Annotated in this window: 16 protein-coding genes and 1 tRNA gene; 13 read left to right on the forward strand and 4 right to left on the reverse strand. The window is 62.4% G+C overall.

Going from position 1 to position 15,355, the window contains the following annotated elements; all coding sequences use genetic code 11:
• Positions 1–17: 17 nt before the first annotated feature.
• The 3 genes from zipA to IC757_RS07725 all read left to right on the forward strand — a co-directional run bounded on the left by zipA (position 18) and on the right by IC757_RS07725 (position 3,279).
• Positions 18–752: a cell division protein ZipA gene (zipA, locus tag IC757_RS07715; protein ID WP_190976743.1), complete on the forward strand. Its 735-nt coding sequence runs from the start codon at positions 18–20 to the stop codon at positions 750–752.
• Positions 721–2,754 (forward strand): NAD-dependent DNA ligase LigA, encoded by a 2,034-nt coding sequence (gene ligA, locus IC757_RS07720; RefSeq protein WP_411913478.1) that lies wholly within the window; start codon positions 721–723, stop codon positions 2,752–2,754. Before zipA ends, ligA begins: the two co-directional genes overlap by 32 nt.
• Before the next feature lie 87 nt (positions 2,755–2,841).
• Positions 2,842–3,279, forward strand: coding sequence for a universal stress protein (locus IC757_RS07725; RefSeq protein WP_190976745.1), 438 nt, complete (start codon positions 2,842–2,844; stop codon positions 3,277–3,279).
• A gap of 66 nt (positions 3,280–3,345) precedes the next feature.
• Here the strand turns inward: IC757_RS07725 and IC757_RS07730 are convergent.
• Positions 3,346–3,422: transfer RNA gene (locus tag IC757_RS07730), tRNA-Asn, on the reverse strand.
• Positions 3,423–3,646: 224 nt separating this feature from the next.
• Here IC757_RS07730 and ndk point away from each other — a divergent pair.
• The 9 genes from ndk to moeB all read left to right on the forward strand — a co-directional run bounded on the left by ndk (position 3,647) and on the right by moeB (position 12,812).
• On the forward strand, positions 3,647–4,066 hold the full coding sequence (ndk, locus tag IC757_RS07735; RefSeq protein WP_190976746.1) for a nucleoside-diphosphate kinase: 420 nt from the start codon (positions 3,647–3,649) through the stop codon (positions 4,064–4,066).
• A 20-nt stretch (positions 4,067–4,086) separates the two neighbouring features.
• Positions 4,087–5,205, forward strand: a complete 1,119-nt coding sequence (gene rlmN / locus IC757_RS07740; protein WP_190976747.1) for a 23S rRNA (adenine(2503)-C(2))-methyltransferase RlmN — start codon at positions 4,087–4,089, stop codon at positions 5,203–5,205.
• Positions 5,202–5,990: a type IV pilus biogenesis/stability protein PilW gene (gene pilW, locus IC757_RS07745; RefSeq protein ID WP_190976748.1), complete on the forward strand. Its 789-nt coding sequence runs from the start codon at positions 5,202–5,204 to the stop codon at positions 5,988–5,990. The genes rlmN and pilW overlap by 4 nt, the downstream gene beginning before the upstream one ends.
• Positions 5,983–6,942: a RodZ domain-containing protein gene (locus tag IC757_RS07750; RefSeq protein ID WP_190976749.1), complete on the forward strand. Its 960-nt coding sequence runs from the start codon at positions 5,983–5,985 to the stop codon at positions 6,940–6,942. Before pilW ends, IC757_RS07750 begins: the two co-directional genes overlap by 8 nt.
• Positions 6,943–7,116: 174 nt before the next feature.
• Positions 7,117–8,397 carry a histidine--tRNA ligase gene (gene hisS, locus IC757_RS07755; RefSeq protein ID WP_190976750.1) on the forward strand — a complete coding sequence of 427 codons (1,281 nt, stop codon included), beginning with the start codon at positions 7,117–7,119 and terminating at the stop codon, positions 8,395–8,397.
• A 52-nt stretch (positions 8,398–8,449) separates the two neighbouring features.
• Positions 8,450–9,100: a YfgM family protein gene (locus IC757_RS07760; protein ID WP_190976751.1), complete on the forward strand. Its 651-nt coding sequence runs from the start codon at positions 8,450–8,452 to the stop codon at positions 9,098–9,100.
• Between the two features lie 20 nt (positions 9,101–9,120).
• Positions 9,121–10,260 carry an outer membrane protein assembly factor BamB gene (gene bamB, locus IC757_RS07765; RefSeq protein WP_190976752.1) on the forward strand — a complete coding sequence of 380 codons (1,140 nt, stop codon included), beginning with the start codon at positions 9,121–9,123 and terminating at the stop codon, positions 10,258–10,260.
• Between the two features lie 13 nt (positions 10,261–10,273).
• Positions 10,274–11,683 (forward strand): ribosome biogenesis GTPase Der, encoded by a 1,410-nt coding sequence (gene der, locus IC757_RS07770; RefSeq protein WP_190976753.1) that lies wholly within the window; start codon positions 10,274–10,276, stop codon positions 11,681–11,683.
• Positions 11,655–12,812, forward strand: coding sequence for a molybdopterin-synthase adenylyltransferase MoeB (gene moeB, locus IC757_RS07775; protein WP_190976754.1), 1,158 nt, complete (start codon positions 11,655–11,657; stop codon positions 12,810–12,812). Before der ends, moeB begins: the two co-directional genes overlap by 29 nt.
• Here moeB and IC757_RS07780 read toward each other — a convergent pair.
• Positions 12,798–13,283: a glutathione peroxidase gene (locus IC757_RS07780; protein WP_190976755.1), complete on the reverse strand. Its 486-nt coding sequence runs from the start codon at positions 13,281–13,283 to the stop codon at positions 12,798–12,800. The two genes, moeB and IC757_RS07780, sit on opposite strands and share 15 nt — an antisense overlap.
• Before the next feature lie 59 nt (positions 13,284–13,342).
• On the opposite strand from IC757_RS07780, the gene folD reads away from it, so the two are divergent.
• Positions 13,343–14,209, forward strand: a complete 867-nt coding sequence (folD, locus tag IC757_RS07785; protein WP_190976756.1) for a bifunctional methylenetetrahydrofolate dehydrogenase/methenyltetrahydrofolate cyclohydrolase FolD — start codon at positions 13,343–13,345, stop codon at positions 14,207–14,209.
• Between the two features lies 1 nt (position 14,210).
• On the opposite strand, the gene IC757_RS07790 is transcribed toward folD, so the two are convergent.
• Both IC757_RS07790 and IC757_RS07795 read right to left on the reverse strand, forming a co-directional pair.
• Positions 14,211–14,687, reverse strand: coding sequence for a DUF2937 family protein (locus IC757_RS07790; RefSeq protein WP_190976757.1), 477 nt, complete (start codon positions 14,685–14,687; stop codon positions 14,211–14,213).
• An 85-nt stretch (positions 14,688–14,772) separates the two neighbouring features.
• Complete coding sequence (locus tag IC757_RS07795; RefSeq protein WP_190976758.1) at positions 14,773–15,348, reverse strand: CPBP family intramembrane glutamic endopeptidase; 576 nt, start codon at positions 15,346–15,348, stop codon at positions 14,773–14,775.
• Positions 15,349–15,355 lie beyond the last annotated feature (7 nt).

The following is a 15,355-nucleotide window of genomic DNA, read 5'->3' on the forward strand; positions in this document are numbered from 1 at the left end:
CGCAGAAGGTTGAACTCGTGGACAATCTGCGCCTGATACTGATACTGGCCGGCATCGTGATCCTGGCGCTGATCGTGCTGTTGCACAAGCCGGCCGGGGAGTCGCGCCGCAATCATGCCCGCTGGCGCGACGCCCATCGTGAGCGCCGCGAGCCCAGCCTCGGCGAAGAGGAAGCCGATTCCGTGCCCGAAAATCCGCCCGGGGATACCGCAGCATTGTGGGAGGGCGATCGACCCGAGCGTGATCGCGGTGGCGTCGATGGCCCTGAGTCCAGCGTGGCAACAACGAATGATCCGGGCAATCCCGACAAGATCATCTATCTCTATATCCGACGCCGCGACGAGCGTCGGATCAATGGCTCGGAGTTGCTCGATGCAGCCCTCAAGGCCGGGTTGACCTTCGGCGACATGAATATCTTTCACCGTGTACAGGAAGGTGTTCGGCAACCGGTCTTTTCCATGGCCAACCTGACCAAGCCCGGGCATTTCGATTCGGGTGCCTGGAACGTATTCGATACCCCGGGGGTGACGCTGTTCCTGACCCTGCCGGCACCGGTCAGTGCGCTGGATGCCTGGGATGCCATGCATGCCACGGCCCAGCGACTTGGAGAACTGCTTGAGGCCGATGTGCTCGACGATGGTCAGTGTCTGCTGACCCGGCAGCGCATCGCCCAGATACGGGAAGAAATGCGCGAGTATGATCGCACCCACGGACTGCTGGGTGCCCGCAAGGGGCTGCTCGATGGGGGATGAAGCGTCTTCCCCGGAACAGCGCGTACAACAGTTGCGCGAGCAGATCGAGGATCACAACTACCGCTACTATGTTCTGGATGATCCGAGCATTCCGGATGCCGAATACGATCGGCTGTTGCGCGAGCTTGAGACCCTCGAGGATCGTCACCCCGAACTGATCACCCCGGAATCTCCCACCCAGAGAGTGGGTGCGGCACCTGCACAGGGTTTCGAGACCGTCGAGCACGACATTCCGATGCTGTCGCTGGCCAATGCCTTCAGCCGCGAGGAGGTAGCCGAGTTCGACCGTCGCATTCGCGAGCAGCTCGACCTGGAAGTCATCGGCTACAGCGCCGAGCCCAAACTCGACGGTGTGGCCATTTCGTTGATCTACGAGCGCGGCAACCTGGTTCTGGCGGCAACTCGTGGCGACGGCCAGACCGGGGAAAATGTCACCACCAATGTGCGCACCATTCGTTCGGTGCCGCTCAAGCTGCGCGGCCACAACATTCCAGAGCGCCTGGAAGTGCGCGGCGAGATCTTCATGACGCGTTCGGGTTTCGAGCAGCTCAATACGCGCCTTGCGGACGCCGGAGAGAAGACTTTTGTCAATCCGCGCAACGCCGCTTCCGGCAGCCTGCGTCAGCTTGATGCCTCGGTGACCGCGACCCGCCCCCTGCGTTTCTATTGTTACGGGGCGGCCACGACCGACCGACTGCCCGAAAGCCACGGCGAAGTCCTCGAAAAACTGCGGGAGTACGGCATCCCGGTCAGTGCCGAAGCGAGCCGAGTGGATGGACTGGAAGGATTGCTCGACTACTACGAGAGCATTGGCAGCAAGCGTGGCGATCTGGACTACGACATCGACGGCGTGGTCTACAAGGTCGATGATCTCGATCAGCAGCGGGAATTGGGCCAGGTGTCGCGTGCACCTCGCTGGGCCCTGGCGCACAAGTTTCCGGCGCAGGAAGAGGTCACCCGGCTGCTGGGCATCGAGGTCCAGGTCGGTCGGACTGGCGCACTGACCCCGGTCGCACGCCTGGAGCCGGTGTTTGTCGGCGGCGTGACGGTGACCAATGCCACCCTGCACAACGCCGATGAGGTGCGTAGAAAAGATGTGCGCCCCGGTGACGAGGTGGTGGTTCGCCGGGCCGGCGATGTCATTCCCGAAATCGTGCGATCCATCCCCGAACGACGGTCGGGGGACCCGGCACCCTGGGTTATGCCGGAGAGCTGCCCGGAGTGCGGTTCGGCGGTCGAGCAGGTTGAAGGCGAGGCCGCCGCGCGTTGCAGTGGCGGGCTGGTCTGCCCGGCCCAGCGCAAGCGAGCGCTGGAGCATTTTGCCAGTCGCAAGGCGATGGACATAGACGGGCTGGGAAGCCGACTTATCGAACAGCTGGTTGACCAGGACCTGGTCCGCTCGCCGGCAGATCTTTACCACCTCGACCGAGACACCCTGGCGGGACTGGATCGCATGGCCGAGCGTTCGGCCGACAACCTGCTGGCCGCGCTGGAAGCCAGCAAGGAAGTCTCGCTGGGTCGGCTGCTGTTTGCCCTGGGTATTCGCGAGGTGGGTGAAGTGACCGCCCGCAACCTGGCTCGTCAGTTCGGCTCGATCGATCGCCTGGCGGAGGCATCGGTGGAGGCGCTCGAAGCGGTTCGCGATGTGGGGCCGGTCATGGCCAGGCATATCCGCGCTTTCTTTGATGAAGCTCATAATCGCGAAGTGGTCGAGCGGCTGCTGTCTGCCGGAGTGCGTTACGAGGTGGAGCAGGCGGCTGAATCCGGCGAGCAGCCGCTGGCTGGAAAGACCTACGTGCTTACCGGCAGTCTTTCCGGGCGCACCCGCTCGGAAGCCAAGGCCGCACTGGAAGCCCTGGGTGCCCGGGTGACCGGCAGCGTGTCGAAAAACACCACCGCGCTGATTGCCGGCGGCGAGCCCGGATCCAAACTGATGCGGGCCGAGGAGCTTGGCGTGCCTGTTCTCGACGAGGCCGGCCTGGAGTCATTGCTAGAGAAGTGATCCAGGTCAAATCAATCGCCATTCCCGCAAGGGATGATGTAGTCTCTGATATTGAAAATACCAATACGACTCGGGAGGAGTAAAACAGTGAGCGAACATGTCAAGGAAATCATGGTGCCGGTCGACGGCTCGGACAACGCAATCCGCGCCGCCCGCTTCGGCCTGGAAATGGCAGACGCCATGAGCGTTCCCCTGCGACTCTTCTATGTCTTTCCCGCCGCATCGGTGGAAGTGATCGGCATGGCGGGCATGTCCAGGGCGGATATCGATCAGGCCGCCCAGGCTTCGGCCCAGCGTGCTTTCGACAAGGTGCGTGATGCACTCGGGGAGACCTCGGTTGAAATCGGCCAGGACACCTCGATTGGCGATCCTGCCGAAGAAATCATCCGTTACACCGAAGACGATCATAGTGTCCTGGTCATCATGGGCCGGCGCGGGCTTTCCCGCATGCAGACCCTGTTGATGGGCAGCGTCAGCGACAAGGTCGCCCGTCACGCGCAAAGTCCGGTCACCATCGTGACCTGATCGGGCCGGAACCGAAGCAGCAGACACAAAAGAGGGCTGCGGCAAAACCGCAGCCCTTTTCAATTCTGGCTCCCCGGGTCGGATTCGAACCAACGACCTAGTGATTAACAGTCACCCGCTCTAACCAGCTGAGCTACCGGGGAATCGTGAAGCCGCGTATTCTGATGGATCTTCCCTTGGGAGTCAATACCCCCGGGCCGTTCATTGGCTGATCTTCGGCACCGAGCTTGCTTGCGACGTTGCGTGATTCCGGAGTGCATCGGGTATACAATGGCGCACTTTTGTCACGGGCCGGCGCAATGGCCTTCAGCGCCCTGGCTGGCCACTGTTTTTCATTACTTGAGTGAACCCTAAAGAAGGAGTCCGCATGGAGCGCACACTGTCGATCATCAAGCCCGATGCCGTGGCCAAGAACGTTATTGGCGAGATCTATACCCGTTTCGAACGCGCCGGCCTGAAAATCGTTGCCGCGCGCATGAAGCATCTGACCCGGGAAGAGGCCGAGGGCTTCTATGCTGTGCACCGCGAGCGCCCCTTCTTTGCCGACCTGGTTGAGTTCATGACCTCGGGGCCGGTGATGATCCAGGTGTTGGAAGGCGAAAATGCGATTAATCGCAATCGCGAGCTGATGGGAGCGACCGACCCGCGGCAGGCCGCTCCGGGGACTATTCGAGCCGATTTTGCCACCAGCATTGACGCCAATGCCGTGCATGGATCGGACGCCGAAGAGACGGCAAAAGAAGAAATCGCCTTCTTTTTTGGCGATGATGCGATATACTCACGGTAATTATCAGAGAAATACGGCAAATGCCCGCAGGGCCTGAAGAAAAAGTTAACCTGCTCGGTCTCGACCGGGCAGGTCTTGAGCGGTTTTTCGTCGACTTGGGCGAAAAACCGTTTCGTGCGCGCCAGATACTGCAGTGGATTCACCAGCGTGGCGTGACAGACTTTGCCGACATGACCGATTTGTCAATGGCGCTCAGGCAGCGTCTGGACGCCAGGGCGCGGATGACGCCGCCGAGCATCATCAGCGAACAGTGCTCGGATGACGGCACGGTCAAGTGGCTGATGGGCACTGAAGGTGGAAATGCCGTCGAGACTGTCTATATCCCCGAGCCGAGCCGCGGCACCCTGTGTATTTCCTCGCAGGTCGGGTGCATGCTCAACTGCACCTTCTGTTCGACCGCCACCCAGGGGTTCAGTCGCAACCTGTCTGCTGCCGAGATCATCGGTCAGGTCTGGCAGGCCGCAACCACCCTGGGGCACGAGCGGCACGGTCAGCGGCGGATCACCAATGTGGTGTTCATGGGGATGGGCGAGCCCATGCTGAATCTCGAAGCGGTCAAGCCGGCGCTGTCACTGCTGCGCGACGATCTGGCCTACGGGCTGGCATCACGCCGGGTGACCATCTCAACCGCCGGGGTGATACCCGGTATCGATGACCTGGCCGAAGGCGTCGAGTTCGCACTGGCGGTATCGTTGCACGCTGCGGATAATGAACTCAGGTCGAGGCTGGTACCGCTGAATCGCAAGTATCCCGTCGAGGAACTGATCGAAGCCTGTAAGCGCTACACGCGCGGCCACCATCGTCGTTCGGTGACCTTCGAGTACACCATGATCGATGGAGTCAATGACCAGCCACAGCATGCCCGGGCCCTGGTGAGGCGGCTCAGTTGCCTGCCGTGCAAGATTAATCTGATACCGTTCAATCCCTTTCCCGGAACGCCATTCAAGCCGTCCAGCGGCGAGACTATCTACGAGTTCCAGAAGATTACCCGGGCGGCTGGCCTCATCACCACGGTGCGCAAGACCCGGGGTGAGGATATCGATGCAGCCTGCGGACAGCTGGTCGGCAAGCTGCTTTCACCCAGTCAGCGTCGATTGCTGGTGCAGCAGCAACTGGCCCGACAGGCGGTGGCATCATGAGGCAGGCAGCCGGAATTCTGGTTGTCATCGCTTCAAGCCTGGCGCTGTTTGGCTGCGCCGCCACCCCTGAAACCGACCCAACGACCCGCACGGGTATGGACCGGGTGAGCCCGGTGCGCGCGGCCGAGGTCAATACACGACTGGGTATTGGCTACCTTGAGCGTGGCGAACGTCGCCTGGCCATGGAAAAGCTCAATACGGCGCTTCGTCATGACAGTGAACATGTTCCTGCCATGGTGGCGTTGGCGCTCATCTACGAAGAACTGGGCAACAGCGACCAGGCCGAGCGGCATTTCAGGCAGGCGATTCGCAGGGCACCGACCGATGGCGCCACGCTGAACAGCTATGCCGTGTTCCTGTGTCGTCGGGATGATTTTGACGAGGCTGAAGGTTACTTCGGGCGGGCCCTGCAGGATCCGTTCTACGAAACACCCGAGGTCGTGCACCTCAATGCCGGTGCCTGTGCGCGCCGCTCCGGACAGTTCGACAGCGCTGAGATCCATCTGCGCCGCGCCCTGGAGCGGGATGCAGAATTGCCGGGCGCGCTGTATCACCTGGCGCAGCTCTATTACGAGCGCGAAGAGGCATTTCGTGCGCGTGCCTTCCTGCAGCGCTTCGAGGCATCCGGTGAGACCGAACCCGCGGCACTGCTACTGGGATACAGAATAGAAAGCAGCCTGGGCAATCCAGCAGAGGCCGGGCAGTATGTGAGTATTCTGGAGGAGCGTTTTCCGGACTCCCGGGAGGCGAGAGAGCTTAGACGACAAATAGAAGACAATGACTGATACGACCAGCGAAACCAGCAAGGAAGAAGCCGGTGCGTACGTTCGAATAGGGGCGAGCCTGCATCAGGCAAGGACAGAGGCCGGACTCGAGCTTGGCGAGGTTAGTCGCCGACTAAAGCTCTCCGGCATGATTGTGGAGGATCTCGAGCAGGGCAGGGTCGAAGACCTTTCGTCGATCTACCGGCGGGGTTACATCACCAATTACGCGCGGCTGCTGGGGCTGGACCCGGAGGCGCTTCTGGCCGAAGTGGAAGAGGATACGCCACCGGAGTTGCGCGAAGTGCTGCCAGGGCAGGCGCCGGCCTGGAAGTTTGAGAGATACCTGAAGATTGCAACGTATGTTCTTGTAACTACAGTTATTGTGCCGCCGCTTCTGTACTTTTTTATTGAGGGCGGATCGCGCATCATGGAGCGTGACCCGGTGGCGGTGACCGATGAGTCGGCTGTCGTGCCCGAGCCCTCCGAAGACGGCCTGCAGGCCAACAACGGTATGCGCGTGGCCCGCGCCGAGAATGAAGAAGCAGAACGTGAAACGCGTGACAGCGGTCATGTGTCGGCTTCCGCCTTGCCGTTGTCGGCGATCCGGCCGGTACGCGAAGCGGAGTCGGAGACCGAGCGGCAGCAAGAGCAGATGCTGTTGCCTGCGCTGGAGTTGCTGGAAATGTCGGGCAGTCCGGTCGCGGCGGGGCCGGTGGAGCATGAGTTGCGGATCGAAGTGGTGGAAGACTCCTGGATAGAAATTCATGCCGCCGACGGTGAACGGCTGGAGTACGATCTCCTGCGTGCCGGCCAGGAACGCAGCTACCGTGGTGAGGCGCCATTCCAGCTGTTGCTTGGACGCGCCAGTGCCGTGAACCTGGTGCTGGACGGCGAGGCCGTGACCTTCGATGGTCATGATCGTGCCGACCTCATGCGCATTCGGTTGCTCGCCGGAGGTGACGTCGAGCACTGACGCTGGCCCGGTCAACGCCGGCCTGCCCGGTCGGCGGACGCCCGGCCCGGTTTGTTGGTTGGCGCCGGGCCGTTCTTGCAATAACCCGAACCACCCGGCATGGTCTGGGCCAGTATCCCTGGCCATGACATCACTTTCTTGCACAAAATCACTTCGGAAGCCCAGACAGCGGACATGAACAACATTCAGTCGATTCGCGGCATGCATGACATTCTTCCCGAGCAGTCGCCATTGTGGCGCTGGCTGGAGAAGCGAGTATCGAACGCATTTGCCGCCTACGATTTCCAGGAAATTCGCATCCCCATGCTGGAGAAGGCCGAGGTGTTTACTCGTGCCATCGGGCAGGCCACCGATGTGGTGGAAAAGGAGATGTATACTTTTGAGGATCGCAACGGCGAGCTGTTGAGCCTGCGGCCAGAAGGGACTGCGGGCGTGGTGCGTTCGGCAATCCAGCATGGTCTGCTGAGTGTGCCGGGCCTGAAGGTCTGGTACCAGGGTCCGATGTTCCGGCATGAGCGGCCGCAGAAGGGGCGTCAACGCCAGTTTCACCAGTTCGGTGCGGAGGTGTTCGGTATCGAGGCGGCGGCTGCCGATGCCGAGCTGATCGCTCTGGGCGAGAGAATCTGGCGCGCGATCGGACTGTCTGACCGGGTGCGGCTGGAAATCAACTCGCTGGGTGATCGCGAAGACCGGCAGCGCTACCGTCGGCAGCTCGTGGACTTCCTGCAGCCTCATCGGGATGCGCTGGATGAAGACAGCCAGCGTCGTCTGGAGACGAATCCCCTGCGCATTTTCGACAGCAAGAACGAGCGCACCCGGCAGATCATGGCCAACGCGCCCCGGTTGGCCGATGCGCTGAGCGAGCCGGCCCGCGCGCACTTCGAAGAGGTTTGCGGCCTGCTCGACGATCTCGGGATCGCCTATGAGATCAATCCCGGACTGGTGCGCGGGCTGGATTACTACTGCCGTACCGTTTTTGAATGGATCACCGAGGATCTCGGCGCCCAGGGCACGGTCTGTGCCGGAGGCCGCTACAATGACCTGGTCGAGATTCAGGGGGGCAAGCCAACACCCGGGATCGGATTTGCCATGGGTGTAGAGCGTCTGCTGGCCCTGCTGGAGTCGGCTGGCGTGGAGGCTGCCCAGGCGCCACATGTGTTCATCGTTTCACGCGTGGCACCACAAACCATGCTGTCAGTGGCCGAGCGTCTCCGCGACGAGGTGCCCGAGCTGCGTGTTGCGGTGTCACTGGCCGGTGGCAGCATGAAGTCGCAGTTCAAGCGGGCTGATCGCAGCGGTGCCCGCTGGAGCGTCATCCTGGGTGAATCCGAGATCGAGGCCGGACAGGTGGCGATCAAGGATCTGCGGGCTGAACGCGGCGAGCAGGAAATGGTCCATCTGGACGAGCTGGCCGGCCATCTGCAATCAGCGCTTGCCGGAACCGAGCGCGGCTGATTTATCATGGCCTGGCCGACATTCGAATGACACTTTCAGGAAGCAAACACTCATGGCCGTAGAGCTTTACGACGAACACGAACAGGGCGAACGCGTACGCCAGTGGATCAAGGAGTATGCCCCGGCGATCGTGATGGGGCTGGTGCTGGCCTTTGGCGGCATCTTCGGTTTCCGCTACTGGCAGGATCAGCAGGCCAGCCAGGCCGTGCTGGCCTCGGAGTACTACGAGGTAGTCCGCCAGGCTGTTGAAGGCGGCAATCTTGCGGCGGCTGAAGAACAGTTCGACATCATGCGCGACTCGATCCGCCGCAATGCCTATGTCGGCCTGGCCGGCATGCACCTGGCCGCGGCGCTGGTTGCCGATGGACGACTGTCTCCGGCAAAGCGGATCTACAGCGACATTCTTGACGATCGCCGGATGGACTCACTGCACCCGGTGGCGACCCTCAGGTTGGTCAGGGTTCTGGAAGCCCAGGGTGAGCATGACGAGGCGCTGGCGCTGCTCGATCGGGCGGCCCCGGCCGGCTTTAAGGGCGCCTGGGCCGAAGCGCGCGGCGATGTCCTGTTCGAGCGTGGTCGCGTTGAGGAAGCGCGGCTGGCCTGGCAGGAGGCGCTGGACAACCCACCTTCGGAAGGCGCCAACCCGCGCCTGATAGAGATGAAGATTGATGCCACCGGGCCGACGGCGGAGGACCCGTCGTGAGGCGATTGCTGCAAATCCCGATGATATGCATTGTTGTTGTCGCGCTGACCGGATGCGGCATTTTCTCTCGTGACGACGACACGCTGGCGCCGGCCGAATTGGTCGAGTTCAGTCCGTCGCTCGAAGTCGAGCGGCTCTGGTCCACCGACACCGGCAGGGGCATGAGCCGGAGTCGGCCCAATTTCCGGCCCTATTTCGACGGTGGGCGGATCTGGACCGGCGATCATCGGGGCCGGGTGGTCGCTGTCAATGCCGACAGCGGTCGTGTCGAGCAACGCTTCGATACCGACCTGGCGCTGTCGGCCGGCCCGGCGGTTCAGGACGGCCTGATTCTGCTCGGCAGCTTTGATGGCGATGTGGTCGTGCTCGACGCTGAAACCGGCGAAGAAAGATGGAGAGCCCGGGTGTCGTCAGAGGTGCTGTCCTATCCCGCCCTGGCCGATGGCGTTGTCGTGGCCCGTTCGATCGATGGGCGCGTGTACGGCTTCGATGTAGAGAACGGACGCCGTATCTGGGTGCATGATCGCAGCGTGCCACTGTTGACACTGCGCGGCACCAGTGATCCGCTGGTTCGGGCCGGTCAGGTTTTCATTGGTTATGACGATGGCATGGTCAGTGCGCTGCGGGTCAGAGACGGCAGTGTTCTGTGGGAGCAGCGGGTCAGTCAGCCCGAGGGGCGGACCGAGCTGGAGCGCATGGCCGACATCGATGGGCCCATGGCCATTGTCGGCACAGAGCTTTACGTGGTGACCTACCATGGCCGCATGGCCGGTATGGCGCTGGAGTCGGGCCGGATGATGTGGGTCAAGGACCTGTCTTCCCATACGGGCCTGAGTCTCAGGCGCACCCAGCTGGCCGCCAGCGACAACGACGACGCCGTCTGGCTGGTTGATCGCAGGAATGGCGCGACTCTGTGGCGTGACGAGCAGCTCAAGCGCCGCCAGATCACCCGACCGGTGTTTTACGGCAGCCAGATTGTTGTCGTCGATGTCGAGGGCTACATGCATTTCTATGACATCGACAGCGGTGAGTTCTCGGCGCGCACCCAGTTCAGTCGCAACGCACCGGCAGATGCGCCGCTGGTGGTCGGCAACACCCTCTACATGCTCGACGAGAATGGAACACTCAGCGCCTGGCGCGCGGGCCGTCCGTCCAGCTAGGCCAGACACCATCATGAGCTCACTGCCGGTTGTAGCGATCGTCGGCCGGCCCAATGTCGGCAAATCCACGCTGTTCAATGCGTTGACGCGCACCCGGGACGCGCTGGTGGCCGACATGCCGGGCGTGACCCGCGACCGGATCTACGGCCGTGCCACCGTGGACGGCCGGCCGGTCATCCTGATCGACACCGGAGGCCTGGATCAGGCCTCCGATGAGGTGGAAACGGGCGCCCAGTCGCAGACCCGCCAGGCCATCGCCGAGGCCGACCTGGTGGTCTTCATGACCGATGCCCGTGCCGGCATCGTCCCGGTGGAGCATGAGATTGCCGCCGAACTGCGCGAGGGCGGCAAGCGCGTCATACACGTCATCAACAAGACCGATGGTCTCAATACCGACATGGCAGTGGCCGAGGGGGCTGAACTTGGCATGGGCCGGTCATTTCCGATTGCCGCCAGCCATCGCCATGGTCTCGGACAACTCGACAGAGAAATCGGGGAGCTGCTGCCCCAGGCCGGTGCCAGTGACGAGCAGGAGGTGGATGCCGATATTCACCTGGCGCTGATTGGGCGCCCCAATGCCGGCAAGTCAACCCTGCTCAACCGCCTGCTCGGCGAACAGCGTGCACTGGCCACGCCGATTCCCGGCACGACCCGGGATCCGATTCATGCGGTTGTCGAGCGTGATGGCACCACCTTTCACCTGGTCGACACCGCGGGTATCCGCCGTCGTCGTGGCTCGCATGAAGGCGTGGAGCGTTTCAGTACCATCAAGGCGCTTCAGGCTGTCGAGAAGGCCCGTATCGTTTGCCTGGTCTGCGACAGTACCGAGGGCATCACCGAGCAGGATGCCCGCCTGGCCGGACATGTCATTGAAGCCGGGCGTGGGCTGGTTCTGGTGCTGAACAAGTGGGATGCCATCGACAGTGACAAGCGCCGCGCGGTGCTGTCCGAAGTGGCCGAGCGCCTTGATTTTGCCCGCTTTGCCCCGGTGGTGACGCTTTCGGCGCTGCATGGCAGTGGCCTGGGAGAGCTCACCGATGCGGTCGAGCACGTCAATGAGGTAGGGATGGCCGAGCTGTCGACATCTGCCCTGACACGTGTTCTGCGCCGGGCGGTCGAAGCTCATCCGCCCCCGTCGATTCGACGTCTCAGCCCGAAGTTGCGCTATGCACACGGCGGCGGGCATTTCCCGTACCGTGTGGTCATCCATGGCAATCGGACCGAGCATGTGCCGGACCAGTACCGGCGCTACCTGGTCAACAGTTTCCGGAAGCAGTTCGACCTGACCGGGGTGCCGGTACGGCTTGTGTTCCGGGAAAGCGACAACCCTTATGCCGGTCGCGGCAACCGCCTCACGCCGCGCCAGGTTCAGAAGCGAAAGCGGTTGAAGAAGTTTGTCAGACGCAAGCAAAGAAAACGCTGACCGGCTTTCTGACTACCTAGAGTCAGTCAAGCGCCAGGTGCCCGCCGTCGGCCCGGAACGGGCGCGCGAGATGGTGGACGATGGCGCATTGCTCATCGATGTCCGCGAGTCCTGGGAGCTGGCCGATGGCGTGGTTCCGGATGCCCTGGCCATCGAACGCGGCATGCTGGAGCTGGAAATCGCCCAGCATGTGCCGGAACCGGACCGGCCACTGATCGTGATGTGCGCCGGTGGCGACCGGTCAGCCCTCTCGGCGTTTTCGCTGGCCCGAATGGGTTATCAGCAGGTCAGTAACCTGAACGGCGGGTTCAATGCCTGGCAGGCCGCCGGTCTTGCGGTCGAGACACCGCGCCGTCTTGATGAAGCGGCCTGGCGGCGATACCTGCGTCACCTGGCCATTCCCGGAGTCGGTCAGGACGGCCAGCAGCGGCTGCTCGACAGCCGGGTGTTCGTGACCGGTGCCGGGGGGCTGGGGTCTCCGCTGGCCCTGTACCTGGCCGCGGCCGGAGTAGGGCGTCTGACCCTTATAGACGATGACCGGGTCGAACGCTCCAATCTTCAGCGCCAGATTCTGCACAGCGATCACCTGGTCGGGCACTTCAAGACCGAATCGGCGGCCGCCCGCCTGCATGCACTCAACCCGGAAATCGAGATCGAAACGGTCAACGCCCGCCTGCGGCAGGACAATGCCGATGAGCTGCTTGCGGGACATGATGTCGTGGTTGACGGTTCGGACAACTTTCCGACCCGCTACCTGCTCAATGAGGTCTGCATTCGCCTGGGCCTGCCACTGGTCTATGGTGCGGTGTTGCGATTTTCCGGCCAGGTTGGCGTGTTCCATCCCACCCACCGGGGTGCCTGCTATTGCTGCCTGTTTCCCGAGCCGCCCTTACCTGAAGATGCTCCGAGCTGTGCCGAAGCTGGTGTACTCGGTGTCATGCCTGGCGTGATCGGCACCCTGCAGGCCGCCGAAGTGCTCAAACTGTTGCTTGGTATCGGCGATCCGCTGATCTCGAGACTGTTGCACTACGATGCCCTGAAACCGGATTTCCGGATCACGCGGCTGGTTCCCGATCCCGAATGCAGGGTTTGTGGCGGTCTTTCAGGAGCAAGGTCAGAGACGTCGTGAGGTCAGATGTTGCTGAATGGTGTTGACCAGTCCGGGGTCGTCGGGCAGCACCGTGGGTGACCAGTGCTCCACCAGGTCGCCGCGCCGGTCAAACAGATACTTGGTGAAACTCTCGCGCGGCAGAACGGCCGCGCTGCGTTCCTGGACCATATCCCTGAACAGCGGGTGCATGTCGCGTCCGGTCACGGCATAGCGCTGGGTGACGAAGAAGTTGTGGGGATAGTTCTCCCGCAGAAACTCGGCGATTTCGTCTTCATTGCGCGGTTCTTCGTCGAAATCGGTGCAGGGGATGGTCAGCACTCGCAGCCCGGCATCCCGGTTGAGCGCATACAGGCTCTGTAGCCGGCTCAGTTGTGGTGTGAAGCGGCTTTCGGTAGCAATATTGACGATCAGAAACGGCATGTTGCGATGCCGGTCGAGGTAAATCCGGTTCCCGTCCAGGGCCAGGAAATGATGATTGAACAGGTTCACGTTGCCTCCCTATGCAGTGGGTACTCTTGTGCCGAGGTAATAGTACAATATGCCACCTCATGGACAGTCCTGCCAGAATACTCGACGGTCGCCAGGTGTCCGGCCGCCTGATCGAGAATGTGGCCGCCGCCGTGGCGGCTCATGTCGACCGGGGCAAGCGTGCCCCCGGCCTTGCCGTGGTGTTGGTCGGCGACGATCCGGCCTCCGAAGTCTACGTTGCCCACAAGATCAAGGCCTGCGAGCGCGCCGGCATCGTCTCGGCCACGCATCGCCTGGCCCATGGCACGGGGCGTGGCGAACTTCTGGCCCTGATCGACATGCTCAACGAGGACGATTCGGTGGACGGCATTCTGGTGCAGTTGCCGCTGCCGGCGCACCTGGACGAGCGCGAGGTCACCCGGCGTATCCGCCCGGACAAGGATGTTGACGGTTTTCATCCGGTCAACATGGGGCGTCTGGCCGTGCGCGATCCGGGCCTGCGCCCGTGTACACCACGTGGCGTAATGACGCTGCTGGCGGCTCACGGTATCGATACCAAGGGCATGGACGCCCTGGTCGTGGGTGCATCCAATATCGTCGGTCGGCCACTGGCGCTGGAGTTGCTGCTGGCCGGTGCGACCGTCACGGTCGCTCATCGCTTTACCCGGGATCTCCAGCGGCAGGTCGGCAATGCCGAAATCCTGTTTGTGGCCGTGGGCAAACCGGACCTGATCGATCCGCAATGGATTCGCGAGGGCACCATTGTGGTCGATATCGGCATCACCCGCGATGACAATGGTCGCATACGGGGTGATCTCGACTACGATGCGGCAGCCCTGCGGGCAGCATGGATCACACCCGTACCGGGTGGCGTCGGGCCCATGACGGTGGCCACCCTGCTGCAGAACACCGCCGAGGCGGCCGGCCTGGTAGTACGCGCGCCCTGAGTCAGGACGGCGCCGTTGTTTTCCTGCGAAACAGCAGCGCGGGCGTCTTGATCAGTTCGTAGATCAGTAGCGCGACAATGATACCGACACCGGTGTAGACAAGTGATGGGGCATCGACCGGAATGGCCGGGGTGAAGTGCTCCCAGGCGCGTCGGGCGACATCCTGATCGGCATGCTGAAGCATGATCACCGGCTGCAGCAGCGGATTGGCTTCGGAAATCGCACGGTAGGCCTGCTCGAGCTCGACGACACGGCCTGAAAACTCTGCCAGTGCCGCTTCGCGGTCGGGCAGTCCGAGCTGACTGAGCCAGTCGCCACGCTCGATCATGCTCACTGCCCGCCGGGCCTCGTCCAGATGTCCGCCCAACCGCTGCAGGTAGGCCTGGGTGAAGGCGGGTGCCTGGCTGAGCCCCATGCCACCACCGGCGCCACAGCATGCACTGCCCAGATTGTCGAACTTGCGAGTCAACCAGCTCATGGCTGTGCATTCTTGCCTGACAGGCGGTTCATGTCCAGTTTGCTGGATGTGACGGACAGGCGGCGGGCCAATGGATGAAAAGGCGTCATTCGGCGTCGTACGCCGGCTCCGTCGTCAGCTTAAAGAGGTAGTAGCGGATGGCAATCCAGTCATACAGGGCGTGGATGAGAATCGGAACAAGCAGGTTGCCGGTTGCCAGATAGATCCAGCCCAGGTACGCCCCCATCAAGGTGGCGATGATGAAATAGGCGCGGGTGACTGCGTGAACCAGTCCGAAGAGCACGGCTGCAATCAGTAAAGCGGGAATCGGTCCGAGGAGAAGATCGAGGCCGTCCTGGATGAATCCCCGGAACAGCAACTCTTCGCCGATGCCGGCCAGGGCGGCAACCAGTACGACACTGCCTCGTGGTGCCCGCCGGAACAACAGCTTGATGAGCTGATTGACAACGGCGTGGATTTCGCGCGCCCAGGCCCAATTCAGATGACGCATGAACAGCAGGGGCAGCAGCAGCGGTACGGTAAGTGTCACGGCCAGCGCAAGGGCCGGCAGGCTCCATTCCATTGATGCCCAGGGCGTCAACCCGAACAGCAGGCACAATGCCACGGCCAGCACAACCAGGCCGCCCTGAAAGATCAGGGCGGCCCTGAGGGGATGACGCATGGGTGCG

Source organism: Wenzhouxiangella sp. AB-CW3, assembly GCF_014725735.1.
GTDB lineage: Bacteria > Pseudomonadota > Gammaproteobacteria > Xanthomonadales > Wenzhouxiangellaceae > Wenzhouxiangella.